This is a genomic window from Rhodococcus jostii NBRC 16295, assembly GCF_001894825.1.
GTDB classification, from domain to species: Bacteria; Actinomycetota; Actinomycetes; order Mycobacteriales; family Mycobacteriaceae; genus Rhodococcus_F; species Rhodococcus_F jostii.
This window is the reverse complement of sequence record NZ_BCWY01000141.1, coordinates 1-16,821: the sequence shown is the minus strand read 5'-3', so window position 1 is coordinate 16,821 and position 16,821 is coordinate 1. Positions and strand designations below refer to the sequence as shown.

At 66.3% G+C, this 16,821-nt stretch carries 14 protein-coding genes and 3 pseudogenes; 9 read left to right on the top strand and 8 right to left on the bottom strand.

Annotated features, from left to right (window positions below):
• Positions 1-399 precede the first annotated feature (399 nt).
• Positions 400-1,734, bottom strand: a complete 1,335-nt coding sequence (locus tag RJ1_RS42275; protein WP_073370121.1) for an MFS transporter — start codon at positions 1,732-1,734, stop codon at positions 400-402.
• 520 nt (positions 1,735-2,254) lie between these two features.
• Here RJ1_RS42275 and RJ1_RS42270 point away from each other — a divergent pair.
• The 4 genes and pseudogenes from RJ1_RS42270 (at position 2,255) to RJ1_RS48505 (ending at position 4,677) form a co-directional block, all read left to right on the top strand.
• Entirely contained in the window at positions 2,255-3,148 is an 894-nt protein-coding gene (locus tag RJ1_RS42270; protein WP_073370119.1) for a dihydrodipicolinate synthase family protein, read from the top strand.
• A gap of 332 nt (positions 3,149-3,480) precedes the next feature.
• Positions 3,481-3,918: pseudogene (locus RJ1_RS42265) on the top strand (phospholipase D-like domain-containing protein); the annotation flags it as partial.
• A 282-nt stretch (positions 3,919-4,200) separates the two neighbouring features.
• Positions 4,201-4,362: a hypothetical protein gene (locus RJ1_RS48510; RefSeq protein ID WP_240319535.1), complete on the top strand. Its 162-nt coding sequence runs from the start codon at positions 4,201-4,203 to the stop codon at positions 4,360-4,362.
• 114 nt (positions 4,363-4,476) lie between these two features.
• Positions 4,477-4,677 (top strand): hypothetical protein, encoded by a 201-nt coding sequence (locus RJ1_RS48505; RefSeq protein ID WP_240319534.1) that lies wholly within the window; start codon positions 4,477-4,479, stop codon positions 4,675-4,677.
• Between the two features lie 899 nt (positions 4,678-5,576).
• Here RJ1_RS48505 and RJ1_RS42255 read toward each other — a convergent pair.
• A complete protein-coding gene (locus RJ1_RS42255; protein WP_005265299.1) occupies positions 5,577-5,891 on the bottom strand; it encodes a helix-turn-helix domain-containing protein in 315 nt (104 codons plus the stop codon).
• Positions 5,881-6,942 (bottom strand): tyrosine-type recombinase/integrase, encoded by a 1,062-nt coding sequence (locus tag RJ1_RS42250; protein ID WP_073370113.1) that lies wholly within the window; start codon positions 6,940-6,942, stop codon positions 5,881-5,883. Before RJ1_RS42250 ends, RJ1_RS42255 begins: the two co-directional genes overlap by 11 nt.
• 146 nt (positions 6,943-7,088) lie before the next feature.
• Here RJ1_RS42250 and RJ1_RS42245 point away from each other — a divergent pair.
• Both RJ1_RS42245 and RJ1_RS42235 read left to right on the top strand, forming a co-directional pair.
• Positions 7,089-7,592, top strand: a pseudogene (locus tag RJ1_RS42245) (phosphatidylserine/phosphatidylglycerophosphate/cardiolipin synthase family protein); the annotation flags it as partial.
• Between the two features lie 376 nt (positions 7,593-7,968).
• Positions 7,969-9,141, top strand: a complete 1,173-nt coding sequence (locus RJ1_RS42235; RefSeq protein ID WP_073370108.1) for an ATP-binding protein — start codon at positions 7,969-7,971, stop codon at positions 9,139-9,141.
• A 362-nt stretch (positions 9,142-9,503) separates the two neighbouring features.
• Here the strand turns inward: RJ1_RS42235 and RJ1_RS42230 are convergent, their stop codons facing one another.
• The 3 genes from RJ1_RS42230 to RJ1_RS42220 are packed head-to-tail and all read right to left on the bottom strand — an operon-like array spanning position 9,504 to position 12,279.
• On the bottom strand, positions 9,504-10,301 hold the full coding sequence (locus tag RJ1_RS42230) for a hypothetical protein (protein WP_073370105.1): 798 nt from the start codon (positions 10,299-10,301) through the stop codon (positions 9,504-9,506).
• Positions 10,301-12,094 (bottom strand): hypothetical protein, encoded by a 1,794-nt coding sequence (locus tag RJ1_RS42225; protein ID WP_073370102.1) that lies wholly within the window; start codon positions 12,092-12,094, stop codon positions 10,301-10,303. Before RJ1_RS42225 ends, RJ1_RS42230 begins: the two co-directional genes overlap by 1 nt.
• Positions 12,095-12,111: 17 nt before the next feature.
• Positions 12,112-12,279 (bottom strand): hypothetical protein, encoded by a 168-nt coding sequence (locus tag RJ1_RS42220; RefSeq protein ID WP_240319533.1) that lies wholly within the window; start codon positions 12,277-12,279, stop codon positions 12,112-12,114.
• A gap of 763 nt (positions 12,280-13,042) precedes the next feature.
• Between RJ1_RS42220 and RJ1_RS42215 the strand changes: the two are divergent.
• A pseudogene (locus RJ1_RS42215) lies at positions 13,043-13,559 on the top strand (helicase associated domain-containing protein).
• Positions 13,560-13,704: 145 nt separating this feature from the next.
• Here RJ1_RS42215 and RJ1_RS42210 read toward each other — a convergent pair.
• Positions 13,705-14,418, bottom strand: a complete 714-nt coding sequence (locus tag RJ1_RS42210) for an HNH endonuclease family protein (RefSeq protein ID WP_073370097.1) — start codon at positions 14,416-14,418, stop codon at positions 13,705-13,707.
• 147 nt (positions 14,419-14,565) lie between these two features.
• On the opposite strand from RJ1_RS42210, the gene RJ1_RS42205 reads away from it, so the two are divergent.
• Together RJ1_RS42205 and RJ1_RS42200 are read left to right on the top strand one after the other, a co-directional pair.
• The gene (locus RJ1_RS42205) at positions 14,566-15,072 is read left to right on the top strand and encodes an antitoxin Xre/MbcA/ParS toxin-binding domain-containing protein (RefSeq protein WP_073370094.1); all 507 of its coding nucleotides are present in this window, start codon (positions 14,566-14,568) and stop codon (positions 15,070-15,072) included.
• A 51-nt stretch (positions 15,073-15,123) separates the two neighbouring features.
• Positions 15,124-15,513, top strand: a complete 390-nt coding sequence (locus tag RJ1_RS42200) for an RES family NAD+ phosphorylase (protein WP_240319532.1) — start codon at positions 15,124-15,126, stop codon at positions 15,511-15,513.
• Between the two features lie 688 nt (positions 15,514-16,201).
• Here the strand turns inward: RJ1_RS42200 and RJ1_RS42190 are convergent.
• Positions 16,202-16,549 carry a histone-like nucleoid-structuring protein Lsr2 gene (locus RJ1_RS42190; RefSeq protein WP_073370088.1) on the bottom strand — a complete coding sequence of 116 codons (348 nt, stop codon included), beginning with the start codon at positions 16,547-16,549 and terminating at the stop codon, positions 16,202-16,204.
• Positions 16,550-16,821 lie beyond the last annotated feature (272 nt).

Here is a 16,821-nt window from a genome sequence, read left to right as displayed (position 1 = left end):
GGGGTTAGCCGAGGGACACCCCGCACCGCGTCGCCGCGACAATGGATGTTCGACGCTCAGCAGCGGTCTGATCCTAGGTGGTCGAATTACTCTGCACTGCAGTATGTTCGATGGTCTTCACACTTCCCGGGAGAGTGCGGTCGGTAGTGTGCCCGTTCGGCGGATGAAACGGGGCTGCACACAACGCTCGCTCGCCCCCTTGGACGACAGCCGGGCGGTCATTCACGGTCGGGTGGTTGCGCCGGCTCAGTTTGCCGATTTGCTTCGGGTCCGACGTGTCGGACTGGCCGACTCTTCATAGTCAGTGGTACCCGGGCGGGATCGTGCTGTGTGCGCCGCCGACGGCCCCCGCCGGAGAAACGTGGTGGCGGGGGCCGTCGGGTCAGATATGCCGAGTCGTTAGTGCGTCGCGGTGCGTACCAGTGTGTCGATCTTCTGGGCATCGCGGCGAGGGTCGACGAGCACGATGGCCGCCGAGGCCCCGATCAGCGCCAGTATCCCGATCAGTTGGAACGCCAAGGCGTAGCCATCCGCCGGGTTAACGGCGGCGTCGACGATTCGGCCTGCCACGTAGGGGCCGATCAGGCCGCCCGCGGTCATGAATGCCAGGAAGATGCCCAGGGTTCCGGCGAGTTTGTCCCGGGGGCATATCTCTGAGATCGCCGCATTGAAGAGCGGGAAGACGATTGTGCCGAGGCCGTAGCCGAGGGAAACCAGGGCGACCACCATCGCGGGTGAGCCGATGTAGGGGAGCGAGACCATGGCGATGCCGCAAGCCAACAGACCGAAACCGGGCACCAGACCGCGGTGGATGCGCGAACTCACGCCGCGAGCCATGAGCCGGTCACCGAGGAACGAGGTTCCGAACATCGCGACGAGCGCCACCATGCTGGGGATGCCGAACATCGTGTTCGCTTCCAGCCGGGAGTATCCGAGGCCCTTTTCGAAGTAGGACGGCAACCATGTCAGGATCACCGACGTGAGTGTGTAGAAGCTGAAGACCGCGAGGGCAGCACCGATGAACGTCGGGGTCTTGATCAGTGCGATCCAGCGGATCGGGCTTGCTGTCGACGTACCGTCGGGGTCAGTCACGGAAGCGTCGTGTTCGGCACCGTAGGGGCCGGGTGACCAACTGGTCAGCCAGATCGCGCACCACAGGACGCTGGTCAGACTCATCACGACGAAGGCCGCGCGCCAGCCGTGGTGGACGATGACCCACCCCAATGCGGGGGCGACCAGAATCTTGGATATCGATGCCGCCGAGGTGATGAATGCCCCAGGTAGTGCTCGCTTTGCCACCGGGTGCCAGGAGTAGGTTGCCGTGTGAATCAGGGCGCTGGAGGGCCCCTCGAACAACCCCAGCAGGAATCGACTGACGATGAGCACCGCCAAGCTGGCGGCGAAGATCATCGGGAGCATGCACAACGCCCATGCAATCGCGAGGGCGGCGAGAATCCACTTCAGTGACCCCCACCTCGAGACCACGCCGGTGAGCAGTCCGCTCATGGTCAAGGCAAGGAAGAAGATGCTGCCGGCGAGTCCGATTTGCGATGCGGTGAAGCCGAATTCTTCTCGCAGCGGCTGCGCGGCGAGTCCCAACACCACCTTGTCCCCATAGTTGACGGTGTAGAGCGCAACGAGGATCGCAGTCAATCCCCATGCCTTGGAACGCGAATCGGTCGGGACATCGCGCGGCTTCCTCGCCACGGATTCGTGGCTGGCGAGATCTGACATGCAGAACAACTCCTTGAGGTGAAAAGGCTGAGGATCGGCGGGCGGTTCGAGCCGCAGCGCGACGAGGGCAGCATCCGGTGAGGTCCTTCACAGCGACAGCACTTGAGTGGTGATTGTCACATGACAAATACTTACACTCCTCCGCCGCCGTTGTCACTACCCGAGCGAAAATCCCCCGCTGGAGCCAGCCGGTTCACAGAACCAGCACTGGACTTGCGAAAGGCGTCCAATCGACAAGAACCCCTCACCACTCACGTCTGCCCCGGCCCCGAACCGCACACTTCGTACGGCCCACAACGCGGCGACTCATCCTCGATCCCGCTTTCGCCCGGACGCCTCGAGTCGATGAAGTTCTTCGGTTCGGTGGTGACAATCGATCACTTTCGTGCCTATAGTGAACACATTGTCATATGACATAAATTCAGTGGCGTTGCGCTCTTCGGCACCTCCGCCACTCGTCCGTGTGGGCGCTCAGGGATCCCTGCCCACTTACGAAGCCCCTGCGAATTGAGGTTCGACCATGTTCTCCGGACTGTCCGCCTTCCCCCTCACCCCCGTGAACGAGACAGAAATCGACGAGTCCGCGTTCTCCGGACTTGTCTCGCGCTTGTCCGAGGCGGGAGTCGATTCCATCGGCGCACTCGGATCCACCGGTAGTTACGCCTACCTGACCAGAGAAGAACGCAAGCGAGTCGCCCAGCTCACCGTGGCCGCCGCGGGAACCACACCGGTCATGATCGGTATCGGGTCGCTGCGCACCGCGCACGTTCTCGCCCTCGCCGAAGACGCACAGAATGCCGGCGCCGCGGCGGTGCTGCTGGCACCGGTGTCCTACCAACAACTGACGGCAGAGGAAGTGTTCAGCCTCTACGAAGCGGTGACGCGGGAGCTGTCCGTGCCGCTGTGCGTCTACGACAATCCCGGCACCACCCACTTCACCTTCACCGATGAACTGCACAGCCGCATCGCCGAACTTCCGAAGATCGGATCGATCAAGATTCCCGGCGTCCCGGTCGACCCTGCCGACGCAACCGCTCGCGTGAAGTCGCTCCGATCTCAAACCCCTTCGATGGTCACGATCGGTGTCAGCGGAGACGCCTTCGCCGCGACCGGCCTCAACGCCGGATGCGACGTTTGGTACAGCGTCCTCGCCGGAGTGCTCCCGAAACCCTGCCTGGCCATCACCCGAGCATCCCAGAACGGTGACCAGGACACCGCCGCCGAGCTGTCGAATCGGCTCGAACCCCTCTGGGACCTGTTCCGGGCCCACGGAAGCCTGCGCGTGGTCTCCGCCATCGCCCAACACCTGGGCCTCGTCGAATCGCCCAATCTCCCACTCCCGGTACGCGGACTCGACCCGGCCGCGCGTACACGAGTCACCGCCGCTCTCGAACAGGTTAGTGATCTCGTCTGATCCACGAAGTGGCTCGGCCAGGCCCACCCAGCCTGGCCGAGCCACTCCAGCCATGCCGTATCCGACACACCTACGTCCGTGCATCCGAACCTCGGTTTCTCATGGACCGGCCTCGGGGCGCACGTGTGGTACCGAGCAGCCGAACCGAATTCGACCGGGCCGTCGCCCGTGACAGCAACCGCTTCACACCTGTAACGGACTTCGCGCATCAGTTCTTGCGAGAAGGGACATGTCCTCTTCGCAGTTCAGCAGCCTACATCCGGACATTATCCGTGGGCCGCCGATCCCGGATCCACCCAACCGGGCGTTCCCGCCCGCTACCGTTTCCGGGTATGGGGACCACGTTCCACGGGCCGAGTCCGTGGCCGCACATCACCCGCGCGATCCGCACGCGCGGAACCCGGCATGCTGCGATCGCGCACCTCGGCCAGGACGCGCCCACCCTGCTGCCGCTGCGTGCCGGGGATGTTCTTGTCGTCAACGCCTCCCGCGCCGCGGTGCGCGCCCACGCGACCTCCCCGGTCGCGCTCGCCTACTACGTGGACGCCGGGGTGCGGGTGCTGTCGTCACCGAACCTGCACGCCAATGTCATCGCCACCGACCGGCGGGCGGTCATCGGCTCCGCCAACGCCTCCCACAGCTCCACCCTCGCCGAGGAGGCCGCGGTCATCACCGATGACCCGGAGGTCGTGACCGCCGTCCGGGCGTTCATCGACGACATCGAGGAGATCACCGAGGTCGACCAGGCGTTCCTCGACAACGCCACTGCCAAAGCGCACAGGTTCGTGCGAACGTGTGCACGGTGACGCCTGAAATCTCACAGGTCCGCGAGCAGGGTGGGATCGACGCGGTCGGCGAAGTAGGCCAGGACGCCCTCGGCGCTCATGCCGTAGGTGGTGGCAATCAGATTGGGATCGTGGCTGTTGGCCAAGGCCAGCAGTCGGGAGGTGCGCAGCGTGGAGATCGTGGTGTCGGCAGGGTCGAGGAGGTGGCTGAGGTAGGGCCGGGACGCCCGGTGTCCGCCCGGATCGGGTTCGGATGGTGACGATGACGTGGGGATTGGGGGTGCCGGATGTGCGGTGCTCGAGGCATTGGGTCAGTGCGGCCCAGGTCGCCGGGTCCAGCGGGATCGGTTGTGGGCGGCGGCCGAGCCGAACCGTGCGGTGCTGGGGATCGATGTCGGCGAGCTGCAGGTGACGCAGTTCGTGCTGTGAGGCACCGTGGATCAACGCCATCAGGCCGACGAGGGCCTCGTTCGGCGCCACCTCGGTTGATGTGCACCAGCGCGTGAACAGTTCGCGCTGTCGCGAGCGCGGCAGGGTCCGTCCATGGAATCCGCGGGGCGTGCGCACGCGCAGCTCGGCGGTGGGATCGATCAGGATGAGCTTGCTGCGGCGAGCGAAGCGGAAGAAGTGGCGAAGTCCGTCCAGGGGGCGGCCGGCCGGCGACACCTCGGCGAGGTAGTCCTCGATCACGGCCTTATCGACCTGCGCCCAGTCCTCGATCCCGCGTCCGACGAGATGACATGACAGGTCACGGATCTGGGCCAATCGCTTGTCGATGGTGGTGTCGGCGCGGGGCCGGGTCCCGGCGCGGCGGGCGCGGCCTCGTTCGTCGAGCATTGCGCGTTCGAACGCGGCGACGGCGGGCCGCAACGGTTCGGGCACGGCCTGCACGCGTCGCTCCCGGCGACCGGCCGCGAGCCGCTGCGACTGGTCGGTGGGCAGGGCAAGGCCGCGGGCGGTGAAGAAGTCCTCGAGCACCTTCGCGAGCGACCCGATCGAGCGGCCGGGGATGCGGGCCCGGTCGAGTAAGGTCTGCGGCAATGCCCGCGGCTCGGTGCGCAGCAGCGCCCCGAGCTGACTCACCAGACGTGTCGCCAGCGCCGGACAATACCGAGTCGACACATGGATAGCGAAGTCCCACAGCCAATTCGGCGGATCATCGAGTTCGGCGAGGAGGTGCTCGGCGCGGGTGTAGGGGCGTTGGGGGCGGCGTTGCCGGCAGCGGTTGCACAGCCTCGCCCCGCCGCCGCGGATCACGCGCCCGCATTCGGTGCATGCGGCGGCCGGCTTCGGCGCCGGCCCCGGTTGTGAGCACGGTCCGCACCAACCGGTGTGTTCGCGTAAGTAGCCGTCGCGGCCGCAACGCGGACAGCGTCGGCGGGCGGCGGCGAGGTCACGGCGGCGGCGGCACCGCCGGCACCGGCTCTCGTCCTTGCCGCGCACGGCGGCACCGCAGTCGTGGCAGGTGCGCGAACACGACCGGCATCGCCCGGTGTCCGGACTCAAGACCCGCTCGATCCCGCAGCCCGGACACGGCGACTTCGCCGCAGCGGCGACCGCGTTGCGCCAGCACCGGCAGCACAAATCGCGGCCCAGTCGGCCCCGCGGCCGACCGCAGCGGGTGCAGTCCCCGACCTTCTTCGTCACACCGGCGGCATCGACCGGCCGCCGACTCGCCGCGCCGCGGGCTCCGACGCTGTCGGCGCCGAGGGCTCGGCGGGGACCCGATCGGGCGTGGTGTCGAGGTCGAACAGGTCGTTCGGGGTGCAGTCGAGCGCAGTGCACAACGCCAGCAGCGTGCTGAGCTTGATCTGCGAGGGTTCCTTGGTGAACAACGCCGACACCGACGCCGACGACAGCTCGAGTCCGCCGCGTTCGGCGAGCAGACGGCGCAGCTGGGTGCCGGTCCATACTTCCCGTTGCGCCGCGGCCATCCGCAGTTTCCATCTAATGTGCATCGTCATCTCCCTGCAGGAACGCGACGGTGTCGGACACCGCGCTGCGGTAGGCGTCCTCGATGAACGTCTCCGACGGACGGACGTACCGCATCGTCGATCCCACCGTCCAGTGCCCTAACATCTGTTGTATCGCAACGAGATCGACTCCTCGTTCGTAGTTGTGGGTGGCGCAGGCCCGGCGCAGCGCGTGCGGGCTGAACCGGTCCGCCGGCGAGCAGTGCTCGAGATCCTGCAGATACCGCAGACGGTTGCGGATCGTGCCTCGGGCCATCGCACCACCACTCTGATCGCAGAACAACACCGCCGATTCCGGCAACTTCGGTCGTACATCCTCGAGATACCACCGCACCACCAGATCGAGGTGGTCGAGCATCGGAACCCACCGCGGCCGCGGCCCGGAGGTGCGGGCACCCTTGCCGAACCGCACATGCAACTTTCCGAACGGGCCCTGCCCGAGGTAGACGTCCGCGATCGCGAGTTTGGACGCCTCATCGGAGCGCAACCCGGCGTGATACAAGGTCCGGAACAGCGCATAATCCCGGGCCGCTGGCGCGTACTTGCGAGCCGAGCCGATCCGTACCTTGAGGAAGTCGAAGAAGACGGCCACCCGACTCACGCTCGGAGGTGGAAGCAGCCTCGGTGAATCGTCACCGACATGACGGCTCGCATTGAACTCGTCGATCGGGTTCGTCAACCGCACCCCGAACAACGCCTCGATCTCCCCGGCGCGGCGGGTGATCAGGAACCGGTGAAAACTGCTCAGCGCCTGCACATATCTGCGTCGAGTCGACGCCAGCAAGCCGTCCGCGGCCATCGCTCCGACCACTCGATCGACATCGTCGGCGGTGGCCTCCCACACCGGTTTGCCCAACGCCGCCAGCATCCGCTCGAGCTCACCTGTCTCGTTCTCGATGGTTACCGCACTGAAGCCTCGGACCACCCGCGAGGTCACGAACGCCTCGACGCATTCGAGTTGAAAGGTCAGCGGATCGGTCGACGCGTGGGCGACCTCGACCGTCCTGCCCTGCACCACACGAAATGTGTGACTCATACCACACAGGTTAAGGCCACCTTGCTCGTCAAGGTGGTACCGACACGAACGGAATCCCACCTCGACAACAGTGGACTCCCCAAACCGGGCTGAATGACCAGCTCGCAGGGAATTTCCGAGAGAACGAACGTATGCCACTTCCAATCGAATGGCAGATCGGTCGGGCCGTACCACTGCCCGGGGTCACCAGCCGCGGGCGCGCCGACCCCGGGTTCCTGCCCGCGAAGATCCCCCGGATGTTCCTGCAACACACCATCGATTACACACCCGGCCCTACCGAACAACACATGTGGGCAACGCAGGCGCACCACCGCCGCGGCCCTGCCGGGCCAGCAGCGACGTACCACCTCGAATGGTTCCACCACGACGACAACCGCCTCGAGCGTGGGGACGTCCTGATCTTCGTCACCGCCGACAACGAGTGGATTTACCCGCCGGCGGTCGTGGATTCCGAGGCGATCGCGATCCTCCACGCCCACGGCGCCGTCGGGCATCTCCTGCGCAGCCGAGCTGACCTCTCCCCGATCCCGGTGCCGGACGCGGAGCAAACACTTGCCGACCTCGGGCACCCCAATCCCCGGCTCCGGGCCGACCACCGGATCGCCTCCCCCAGCCTGCGGACGGCGTTGCTCCAACTCTGGAACCTCTGAACCACCAGGAAAAATATGCTCTGCGACCAGCGGGAACGACATGTCCCCACGTAATCGGCGCACCGCCGTCGCCGCGGACTTCCTCCGATCACCAGCGCCCAAGGACCTTCCCGAACTCGTGCACCCGGACGCCGAGATGCGGGATCTGCTCGCCCGCTACCTGGAGGCACGTTCACGGGGTCTTGGCCCTGGCGTGAGCACACCCCGCGAGCCGGAGCTGACGCGAGCCACCAGGGCTGGGCAGGCGACACCCCCGGCCGGGGCAAAAGACTGCGCCGACCCTCCGCTCCCCCGTGCCAGGTCCGGGCCTATCGGCACCTATGGCGACCTATGGTTATTTATGGAACAGATACCATAAACGTCTATAGTTGCCGATATGGATCCCGCCCTGAACCCCTTCAAACCCGGCTCCGGTCTTCGCCCCCCGGCCCTGGAAGGCCGGGACCGGGAGCGCCAGGAATTCGATCTGCTCGTCGCCCGCAGCAAGCAACGCAACTACGACCGCGGCATGGTGCTCTCCGGACTTCGCGGTGTCGGGAAAACCACCCTGCTCAACAACCTGGCCGAGCACGCCGAGCGGCACGGATGGTTGGCGATCAGCATCGAGGCCCGGCCGAACGAGGCCGGAATCGCCGCGGTCCGCGCCCGACTCGGCTACGAACTCGCGGTCGGCCTGCGCCGCTTCAGCCGCAAACATCAACTGCACAAGGTCATCGACGACCTCGTCTCCCTCGCGCGGGGCTTCACCCTCGGCGTCGGGCTGGGCCCGGCGAAGATCGAAGTCACCCTCGGCGGGCGGGCCGCCAGCGGCGACATCGACCTCGACCTCGAGGAGTTGGTCGAAGCGATCAGCGACGTCATGCGCAAGCGGGGCACCGCGTTCGGACTGTTCATCGACGAAATGCAGGACCTCGACACCGATCTGCTCGGCGCCCTGCTCGCGGTGCAACACCGCGCCAGCCAACGCGAATGGCCGTTCTTCGTCATCGGCGCCGGCCTGCCGAGCCTTCCCGCGGTGCTCGCCGACAGCCGCTCCTACGCCGAACGGCAATTCTCCTACCGGACGATCGGGCCGCTCTCCCCTGCCGATGCCGCCGACGCCCTCCGGGTGCCGGTCGAGGCGCACGGGGGTGCGTTCACCCCGGACGCGCTCGAGATCGTCGTCGAAGCGAGCGGCGGCTACCCGTATTTCCTGCAAGAGTTCGGCAAGGCGATCTGGCACACCGCCCCCATCTCCCCCTTCGATACCGAGGACGCCCATGCCGCGGTCGAGGAGGGTCGCCGAGCCTTGGACGACGGGTTCTTCCCGTCCCGGTGGACCCGCGCCACCGACCGGGAGCGTCGGTATCTGCGCGCCATCGCCGCGACCGGTGAGCCCACTCCCCGGTCCGGGAACGTCGCCGCGGCCATGGGGGTGACGACGACCGCGGTCAGCGATGTCCGTGACTCCGCCATCAAGAAGGGCCTCGTCTGGTCCCCCGAACACGGCCGCATCGCGTTCACCGTCCCGGGAATGGCCGAGTTCATCCGGCGCCAGCCCACCGCCTGACATCACGGGCACCCGCACCTAGGACGGCATCGACCGCATACCGCGGATGTTCGGCATGCAACCCCGGTCCCGGGCGCACTCGCCCCGCCGACCCCGCGGAGATCCTGCGACCGAACGGTCATCGCCCCACGGACCCGCACCCAACGACATCCGCGGGGAGCACGCTGAACCCCCTCGTACGGCATCGGTGGGAACCGTGGCCGGCAATGGGCAACCGGCCGGTGGCCGTGCGAGTTCCGCAGCACCGATGGCTCGGTCACTCCCGTCGAAGCGGCGGGCACGCCTCGAGAGTAGGTGCGGAAATCGCAAGCTGCCCTGTGTATCTCATACCTTTTAGCGTGGGCCGGATCGTGGGGCGGCGTCTATATCCAGTCGATGTGGACGGAGTCGATGTGGTCGAAGTGGAAGCCGAATTGGTCGCTGTATTTGTCGAAGCCCTTGTTTTCGGGGTAGTCGAGGGTGGCGTGCCGCTCGAGGAGTGCAACGACGCGGGCGTGATCATCGTTGGCCAGTGCGGCGGCGAGTTCGCGGGACTCCTCACTGGTGAACGGGGTGTCGGAGTTCGCGAAGTCCAGGGTGCGGACCCGGTAGTCGTAGCCCTCGTCGGCGCCGTTGCGGACCATGACGCCGCCCTTGACGCGGATGACCGCCGTCTTCGGTGTTCCGTCCGGACGCAGCACGCCGGCGCGTTTCATGATGTCCTCGGCCTTGACGTTCTTGAGTTTCTTGCTGGCGTCGGCACGCAACTCGTTCGTTTCCCCGGACCGGTACCGGGAGACGGCAGAGCGGGACCGGCCGATCTTGGCGGCCACGGCATCGACGCCGCCGAGGCGTTCGATCGCCGCACGCCGCTGCGCACGCTCGAGAACATCCGCATGCGGGATCCGGCCTTGCTGCGCCCACCGGCGCAACGTGCGCGCGGATGGGGGTGTGCGGCCGGCATCGATCGCGGCCTGACGCAGGCCCTCGTTGCCGAGCTCCTTCCGCAGCTGCTTGACCGAGACCTTGCTGGTCAGTCCGGCCAGTCCCCCACTTTTGACCTGTTTTGATTTTTCGACACCGCTGGTCGCGGCGTTGGCGACGGAGACTTTGAGGCCGTCGAGGCCGACCGCCTGCTGTGCCGGATTTTTGGTGCGCGGTTTCGGGAGATGCAGGGCCATCAGAGTGCCCCCTCCCCTTCGTCGTCGGCGGCGTCCTCGTTGTCGGCGAAGGCCGCCTTGATCGCGAGGTTCACCTCGTGCACGTCCTGGGCCGATGTGAAGGCGGACAGGAGTGTGTCGGTGAGGATCACGTCCTTCTCGACCGCCATCTTCCCCAACGCCTCACTCGGATCCGCGATGTCCTCACCGCCTGAGAGGAGGTATACCCAGGAGTCGGTGACGGTGCGGACCGGCCAACGATTGTGTTCGCGGGCGATCCGCATCGCCACGCGGCGGCCGCGCCACCGGCAGTGCGCGATGATCGACGCCCGCCACAAAGGCTGGTGGTGATGTTGCATCTGCTTCGCAGTCCACATGTCCGGGTTGACCATCCGCCCGATGTAGCCCTTGTAACACGTGCCGAGGAACCGTTTCGTCGCCGCGTCGTCGGTGTCCACCGCGGCCTTGCGGGCCTCGCGCAGGATCTTCGCCCACTTGTCCAGCGTCCGGCCCTGCTGTGGGTAGACCCACGCCTCGGCGATGTCGAGGTCGTCGAGATCGGCGCCGATCCCTCCGTCTGCCACCGGGGAGCACAGCCCGTCGAGGCTGACCGTCGTCACCCAGGTCTGTACCGGCTGGTCCGCGAGCATATGCGGATGCGGCAACGGGAGTTTCTCGGGCAGCGACAAAGTTTGCCCGGGCGGCAGGGTGATCCGCCACAGCCCGAACGGTGCACCCTTCTCCCCCACCGCCGCAGCCGCAGCAGTGTCACCAGTCAGGTGCTGGGGTTGCCCGTAGCCGAATTCGAGCATGCCCGCGGAGGCGAGGTAGGCCGCGCGTTGGTCGATCGACACCAACCGGCTCGCCCCGTCCAAATCCTGCGCGTCCGGGACACGGGTCCAGCCGACAGCGGGTTCGAGATCTCCCCGCGGCGCGCCGTCCAGCGGTGGGACCGAGCCGGGTGTGGTGACGACGATGCCTTTGCCGCTGCGGGTGCGTTCCCGCTTGATCTTGTCGACGAGGGCGGCGCCGGTCCGGGCCGGTGTCGGTCCCGGGAGCACCCCCAGGTGCTTGGCGCACCAGGCCAACCGGCGACCGAGCTCCCGTGCTGCCGGGAGGTCGTCGTCCGGGAGATACGTTCCGGCCGTCGGTGATCCGAGGATGCCCATCTCGCCGACCCGGTTGTTCCAGCCGAAGTCCTTGTTCCAGTAGGTCCACACGTATGGCTCGATTACTACGTCGACCATCGAGGTGAATTTGCCGATGCTGCGGGACAGGTGCACCACGTGCCCCGGATCGCCGCGCAGCTCCCATCCTGCGTTGAGCATCGGGGTGAGGGTGGCCTGAAGGACGGCGGTCAGGTCGGACGCGGCGCGGGTGCGCAGCGCTTCCATGTCGTCGAAGTCGTCTTCGCTGCCCGGATCGATCACCCACCCCAATGCCTCGCACGCGCCGTGGTTGACGATCCACACCTGCGGAGGGGCACCCAGCGGCGTGAGAGATGCCCAGCGAATCAGTTTGTCGAGTTTCTCGACCGAATCGACCGGCCCGGTGAGCTCTCGCCCGGACGGCATGTAGGTTCGGTCGGCGGTCACGATCAGCGCGTGGCCATCTGCCTCGTCTCCAGCGGGAAGCGTCTCCCATACCGGCGTGATAGTCGTGTCACGGTCAGCCTCGGGAGGTTGCGTGGTGGAGACTTCTTCGGCGACGTCCGGCTGTTCGTCGGATTCGGTTTCGGAGGGAACACCGTCCTCGTCCACTTCTACAGTGGCATCGTCGAATTCGAACAGCGCGTATTGGTCCTCACCTGCCATCGACCGCCCTCCCCCGTCTAGTCGGCGAGCTCGGGGCCACCGGCACGGGCGACTATCTCACGGAGTGTGTCGACGTCGGGAACGCCCTTGCGCGCGAGGAACTCCTGCAGCGCGACATCAACGACGTTGGTCACCGTGTACCCGTGTTCTTTGGTGAACCACTCCAGTCTCTGGGACGTGCTCACTAGCACGCGAGTATTCAATGGCTCTTTTTCGGGTCTCGTCTTGGGCTCCAGCGCGGAGACACCAGGAGGTGTCGCCGCCTCCCCGCCGGGGAGCGAGTCTTCGGTGGATGTAGGCGACAGTACTTGGGGTTCATATGCACCCGCGGGCTTCCGGGCTGGCACGGATCGGTTTCCTAGTCCACGGGGGTTGGGCATCGGAGAGTGTCCTTTCCGCGTTGAAGGTGCTGACCGCGTTGTACCGCTGTCGGCGACCCAATTGCCGTGGTCGGTGACAACTGCCTGCGGGAGAGAACATACGTGCTTGCGTCTCTGCTTGCAAGCACGCCTGCAAGCACGCCTGCAAGCATACGTGCAACCTTGCACGCAAGACACCGCTCCGGCACGTGGTCAGACGAGAACCAAAGGTATAGGTCCTGGACCCGCTTGGCGGAGCCGCGACGCTATCGACATACCTCCCCCGCCTGAAATCTCGCCTCGAGCGGCGTTTTCGAGTGACGACGCTGCGGAACCCTCAGTTGCCGCAGCGGCCCGAATAATTGCGACGGCTGCCGACTGGTCGCTACCGCCGATCGTGCGGGTCCCGGTGGCGCAGGCGAGCGCTGAACGACGCCGGGCACGGAAGAGCCCTGCCAGACCCGACTATCCGCACACAATTTTCAGCCCAACACGGATCGACTTTCGTGGCAGATCGTCAAGCTGGTTGACATACTTGAATTGATGACGATCCCGACGACGTGACGGTTTTCGGAAGGATGCGATCTCGATGCGCGCTAACCGGTCCGCAGGCTCGCCTTTGCAGCTCTACGCCGCGTTTCGACACCGACACCCCCGCACCGCGATCCCCGCCGACTTCGTCACCGAATGCGGTTTCCGACTGGGACGTTGGCAGGACCGCCAGCGTGTCGCCCGTATGCTCGGCACCCTGCCTCCCGATCGCATCGAGCTACTCGATTGCGGTCGGGTTCGTGTGGAGCGACGACGACGTCCCACTTCCGGCCGTGCCACGGTCCGACAGCAAGCGCCGACGGATGCTCACCGAGATCGCTGCTTACCGCGAAGAGCACGGCAACGCGCTGGTGCCCGCGAACTATGTCACCGCCGACGGTGACCAGGTAGGTCAGTGGCTCTACCGGGCGGTCAAGGAGTGGCGTGCCGACGCGTTGCCCGACGAGGAGCGTCGCCCGCTCGCCGCGCTCGGGGTCTCCCCCGGTCCACGGCCGCGGGGTCCGCGAACATCGGCACAGGACACCGGATCGGCAGACCACCGCCACACCCGGTGACAACGGATGGAAGCGGGAAACATGACCGCAAATCCCACTGGCGGCAATGCTGTTCCCGCACCTGGATGAGCGTCCCCGTACGCCGAGGGCTGCGGGCTGCGGTGGTGGCCACCGCTGCCCTCGCGAACCGACCCCGAACGGGTGGTCAGCAGGAGTGCAGTACCTGGCTCATCGCGTCCTTCTCCGCCTGGGTCACCCACAGGTTGTAGAGCGCTTTGACGTCGATCTGCCGGGAGACGTAGGTGCACCGGTAGCCGTTATTCGGTGGCAGCCAGGATGCGGCGTCGGAATCGGACTTCTGCGAATTGGTGGGACCGTCGACGGCCTGGAGGTTGCGCGGATCGTTCGCCAGGTCACGGCGTTGCTCCGGGCGCAGGTGCTGGGCGCCTTTCTGCCAGGCGTCGGACAGGGCGACGACGTGATCGATCTGCACCGCGGTGGAGGTGTCCTGGCCCCGGACGAACGAAATGGTTGTGCCGGTGTAGGTGTCATGGAGGGTGCCGGTCGCCACGACGCAGTCCTTTGTGCTGGTTTTGTAGGTCAGATCTTCGAGGTCGCGTCGGAGTATGTCGTTGCGGGTGTCGCACCCGTTGTGGCCGCCCTCGACGCCGCTGTCGTCGGACCACGATGGGCCGAACTGCTCGCGGGTGTAGCCGGTCTTCGGGGCGCGGCCCTTCAGGGCGAGTGTCTCGAGCTTCGCCAGCGCCGGCGCGGGATCGAACCCCGGCGCGGGGGCAGCTGGGGCGCCCCCGAGCGAGCCGGTTCCCGGATCGGCATCGGCGATGGCCGAGCACCCGGACAGACCGAGCACGGTGACCGCACCGAGAGCGAGGAACGCGGTTCGGGGGCGAGGGCGCATGTGTGTTCTCCTGTTTCCTGTGTGACTGGTGTGATTGAAGTATTGCGGTCGCCTCCGACAACCGCGTAAGTGCCACTGACTGGGCCCGGACCACAGCGTTCGCTTGACCTGGTTGACTTGACCTGCTTGACCAAGGATGATGAGGGCATGAGCACACCACTGCGGGACATCGTGGCCGCCGAGCTCGCCGCCAGCGGGCTCGACCAGACGGAGCTGAACCCGGGCGACGCCGCGTACGTCGAGAACGGGATCCGCGGTGTGCTCTCCGGCCTGAAGGCGCGCCGCGCCTGGGAGAACCACATCGGGGCGATCCTCACCCACAAGCAGGTGCTCGAGGTGACCGGCTGGACGAAGCAGGCCCTGAGCCAGGCGGTGCGTGAGCACCGGGTCCTACGCCTCGAAGCGGAGGACGGCTCCGCCGGATACTCCGTCGCCGGGTTCGACGGGGCCACTCCCGCCCGTCCCATCCTCGGGATCAAGGACATCCTGCGGCTGTGGGCCGAATTTGACGGGACGCGGTGGATGGCCGCGTCCTGGTTGATGACCGAACAACCCGAACTCGGCGGCCGGACGCCGCGACAGGCTCTGCTCGACGGGGACGGACCCTCGGCGGTCGATCTTGCTCGTACGGCCACCGGGCGGCTCACCGCGTGAGTTCACCCCGCACCGCTCTGCACCTGCTCGCACCCCCACCCCCCGGAACACTTGCGTGATCGATTTCCGTCCCGGCGCTGCCCGGCCGGGACGGAGGCTTTCCGGTGTCACGGCGCCGAACACGGACCCTGGTGGTTCGCCAACGCCGAGTACGGCCGCTTCGACCTCGCCGACACCCACGGCACCTGCTACACCGCCGAGTCGGAGCAGATCACCCTGCTCGAAACGTGGGGTGGCATGCGGGTGATACCTGGTACAGAACTCGCCGCCCGCGCGGTCTCGCGCATGCCAATCACTACGGACCGGGTGCTGGCAGACCTGACCTCGAACACCGCCGCCCAGTTCGGGGTCACCGCCGAAATCTTCACCACCGGGAACTACCAACTGACCCAGATGTGGGCATCGGCCCTGCGTGCAGCCGGGTTCGACGGCATCCGGTAGGGGCGCGGCACGACCTTGCCCACACCCACGCGCGCCTCGCCTTGTTCGGCGACGCCGGCGCCCGACCCACAGATGGGACAGCGGCCGCCAAACTCCTCGGTCATCGCGACCAGCACCCTCACCGAGCGCGGCGACCTGATTCAGGAACTTCAACAGGATACCGGGATCACCGTGCTTTCCATCCCACATTCACTGTGACACAACACTATTGGACTGCCGAGGCGAGACGCCGCTCCCGCGCGGAGGCGAGTGACGCAGAGGATCAGAATTTGGTCAGCACGCTGCTAGCCAGATCGATACACGGTGAAACACACTTGGTGGCACGCGCGTCCACCCGAATGTGACGATGCACCCCGATGACCCGAGCCTCGACGACTTCGTCCGATGGGAACTCGAGCTCCACCGACAGCGAAACACCGAACGGCGAGGGGTGGCCCTGCCGCCCGAACCACGGGAATCCACACCCCATCCGGTAGCTGATCCCGGCCCGGTGTTCGCCTGAATCGGCATCACGTCAATGCCAGTTGCCACCACGGGTCCACATCGCGGTGAGAGGAGGCTCGCGTCGAGCGCCCACAGATTTACTGCGTGTCCACGTCGGTTGGTGGCCGTCCTAGGTTTCAGCAGGCGGGCAGGGGCGGTGTTCCGCGAGAAGGGTCGTCGTTGCCGTCGAACCGGACGAGGGATGTTAGTGAGCGTCGTGAAAGGCTTGCTCGATCTCGGTGGGGATGCGTCCGCGGGAGGAGAGTTCGTAGCCCTGCTCGATCGCCCAGGCGCGGATCTTCTTCGTCTCACCCGGTTGGCGCTTCGCGACCTCCGGGTTGACTGCCCGGTCGGAGCGGTGTTTACGGCCGCCGACGCGAGTGGAGTGGTCGATGTAGTACTCGAGCGTCTCGCGGAACTCCTTGGCGTGCTCGTCTTTCAGGTCGATCTGGTATTCGACTCCATCGAATGCGTAGCCGATGCTCTCACCGTCGCTCCCGAACTCGGTCCCGTCGATGTCGTCGACCAGCTCCACCACGACCTTGCGTGCCACAGGTTCCACTCCTCAGTTTCCCGGTACAGACCAGATAACAGTACTCGTCGTACCACGTACCCGCCGCTAGCTCGGCTGTGACGACGCCGCTCCCATAAAAGCTGGGCCTGGCCCGGCGGGCCGCCGCGTAGTGGATACGACCTCGGTCGATGCGTCGGGAAGGCGTGTTCGAAGCCTTTGCGAGAAGGGGAACTCGGCGTCCTCGGCTGTACCCGATCCTCACATCGGGGAATGTATCGCGTACCCCGGACAACGTGACGTTGTTCCGTACG

What these genes read in the sequence shown, in the direction of transcription:
- RJ1_RS42275 (WP_073370121.1), bottom strand. Translation starts at nt 1,734, where the DNA reads ATGTCAGATCTCGCCAGCCACGAATCCGTGGCGAGGAAGCCGCGCGAT.
- RJ1_RS42270 (WP_073370119.1), top strand. Translation starts at nt 2,255, where the DNA reads ATGTTCTCCGGACTGTCCGCCTTCCCCCTCACCCCCGTGAACGAGACA.
- RJ1_RS48505 (WP_240319534.1), top strand. Translation starts at nt 4,477, where the DNA reads ATGGAATCCGCGGGGCGTGCGCACGCGCAGCTCGGCGGTGGGATCGAT.
- RJ1_RS42255 (WP_005265299.1), bottom strand. Translation starts at nt 5,891, where the DNA reads ATGCACATTAGATGGAAACTGCGGATGGCCGCGGCGCAACGGGAAGTA.
- RJ1_RS42250 (WP_073370113.1), bottom strand. Translation starts at nt 6,942, where the DNA reads ATGAGTCACACATTTCGTGTGGTGCAGGGCAGGACGGTCGAGGTCGCC.
- RJ1_RS42235 (WP_073370108.1), top strand. Translation starts at nt 7,969, where the DNA reads ATGGATCCCGCCCTGAACCCCTTCAAACCCGGCTCCGGTCTTCGCCCC.
- RJ1_RS42230 (WP_073370105.1), bottom strand. Translation starts at nt 10,301, where the DNA reads ATGGCCCTGCATCTCCCGAAACCGCGCACCAAAAATCCGGCACAGCAG.
- RJ1_RS42225 (WP_073370102.1), bottom strand. Translation starts at nt 12,094, where the DNA reads ATGGCAGGTGAGGACCAATACGCGCTGTTCGAATTCGACGATGCCACT.
- RJ1_RS42210 (WP_073370097.1), bottom strand. Translation starts at nt 14,418, where the DNA reads ATGCGCCCTCGCCCCCGAACCGCGTTCCTCGCTCTCGGTGCGGTCACC.
- RJ1_RS42205 (WP_073370094.1), top strand. Translation starts at nt 14,566, where the DNA reads ATGAGCACACCACTGCGGGACATCGTGGCCGCCGAGCTCGCCGCCAGC.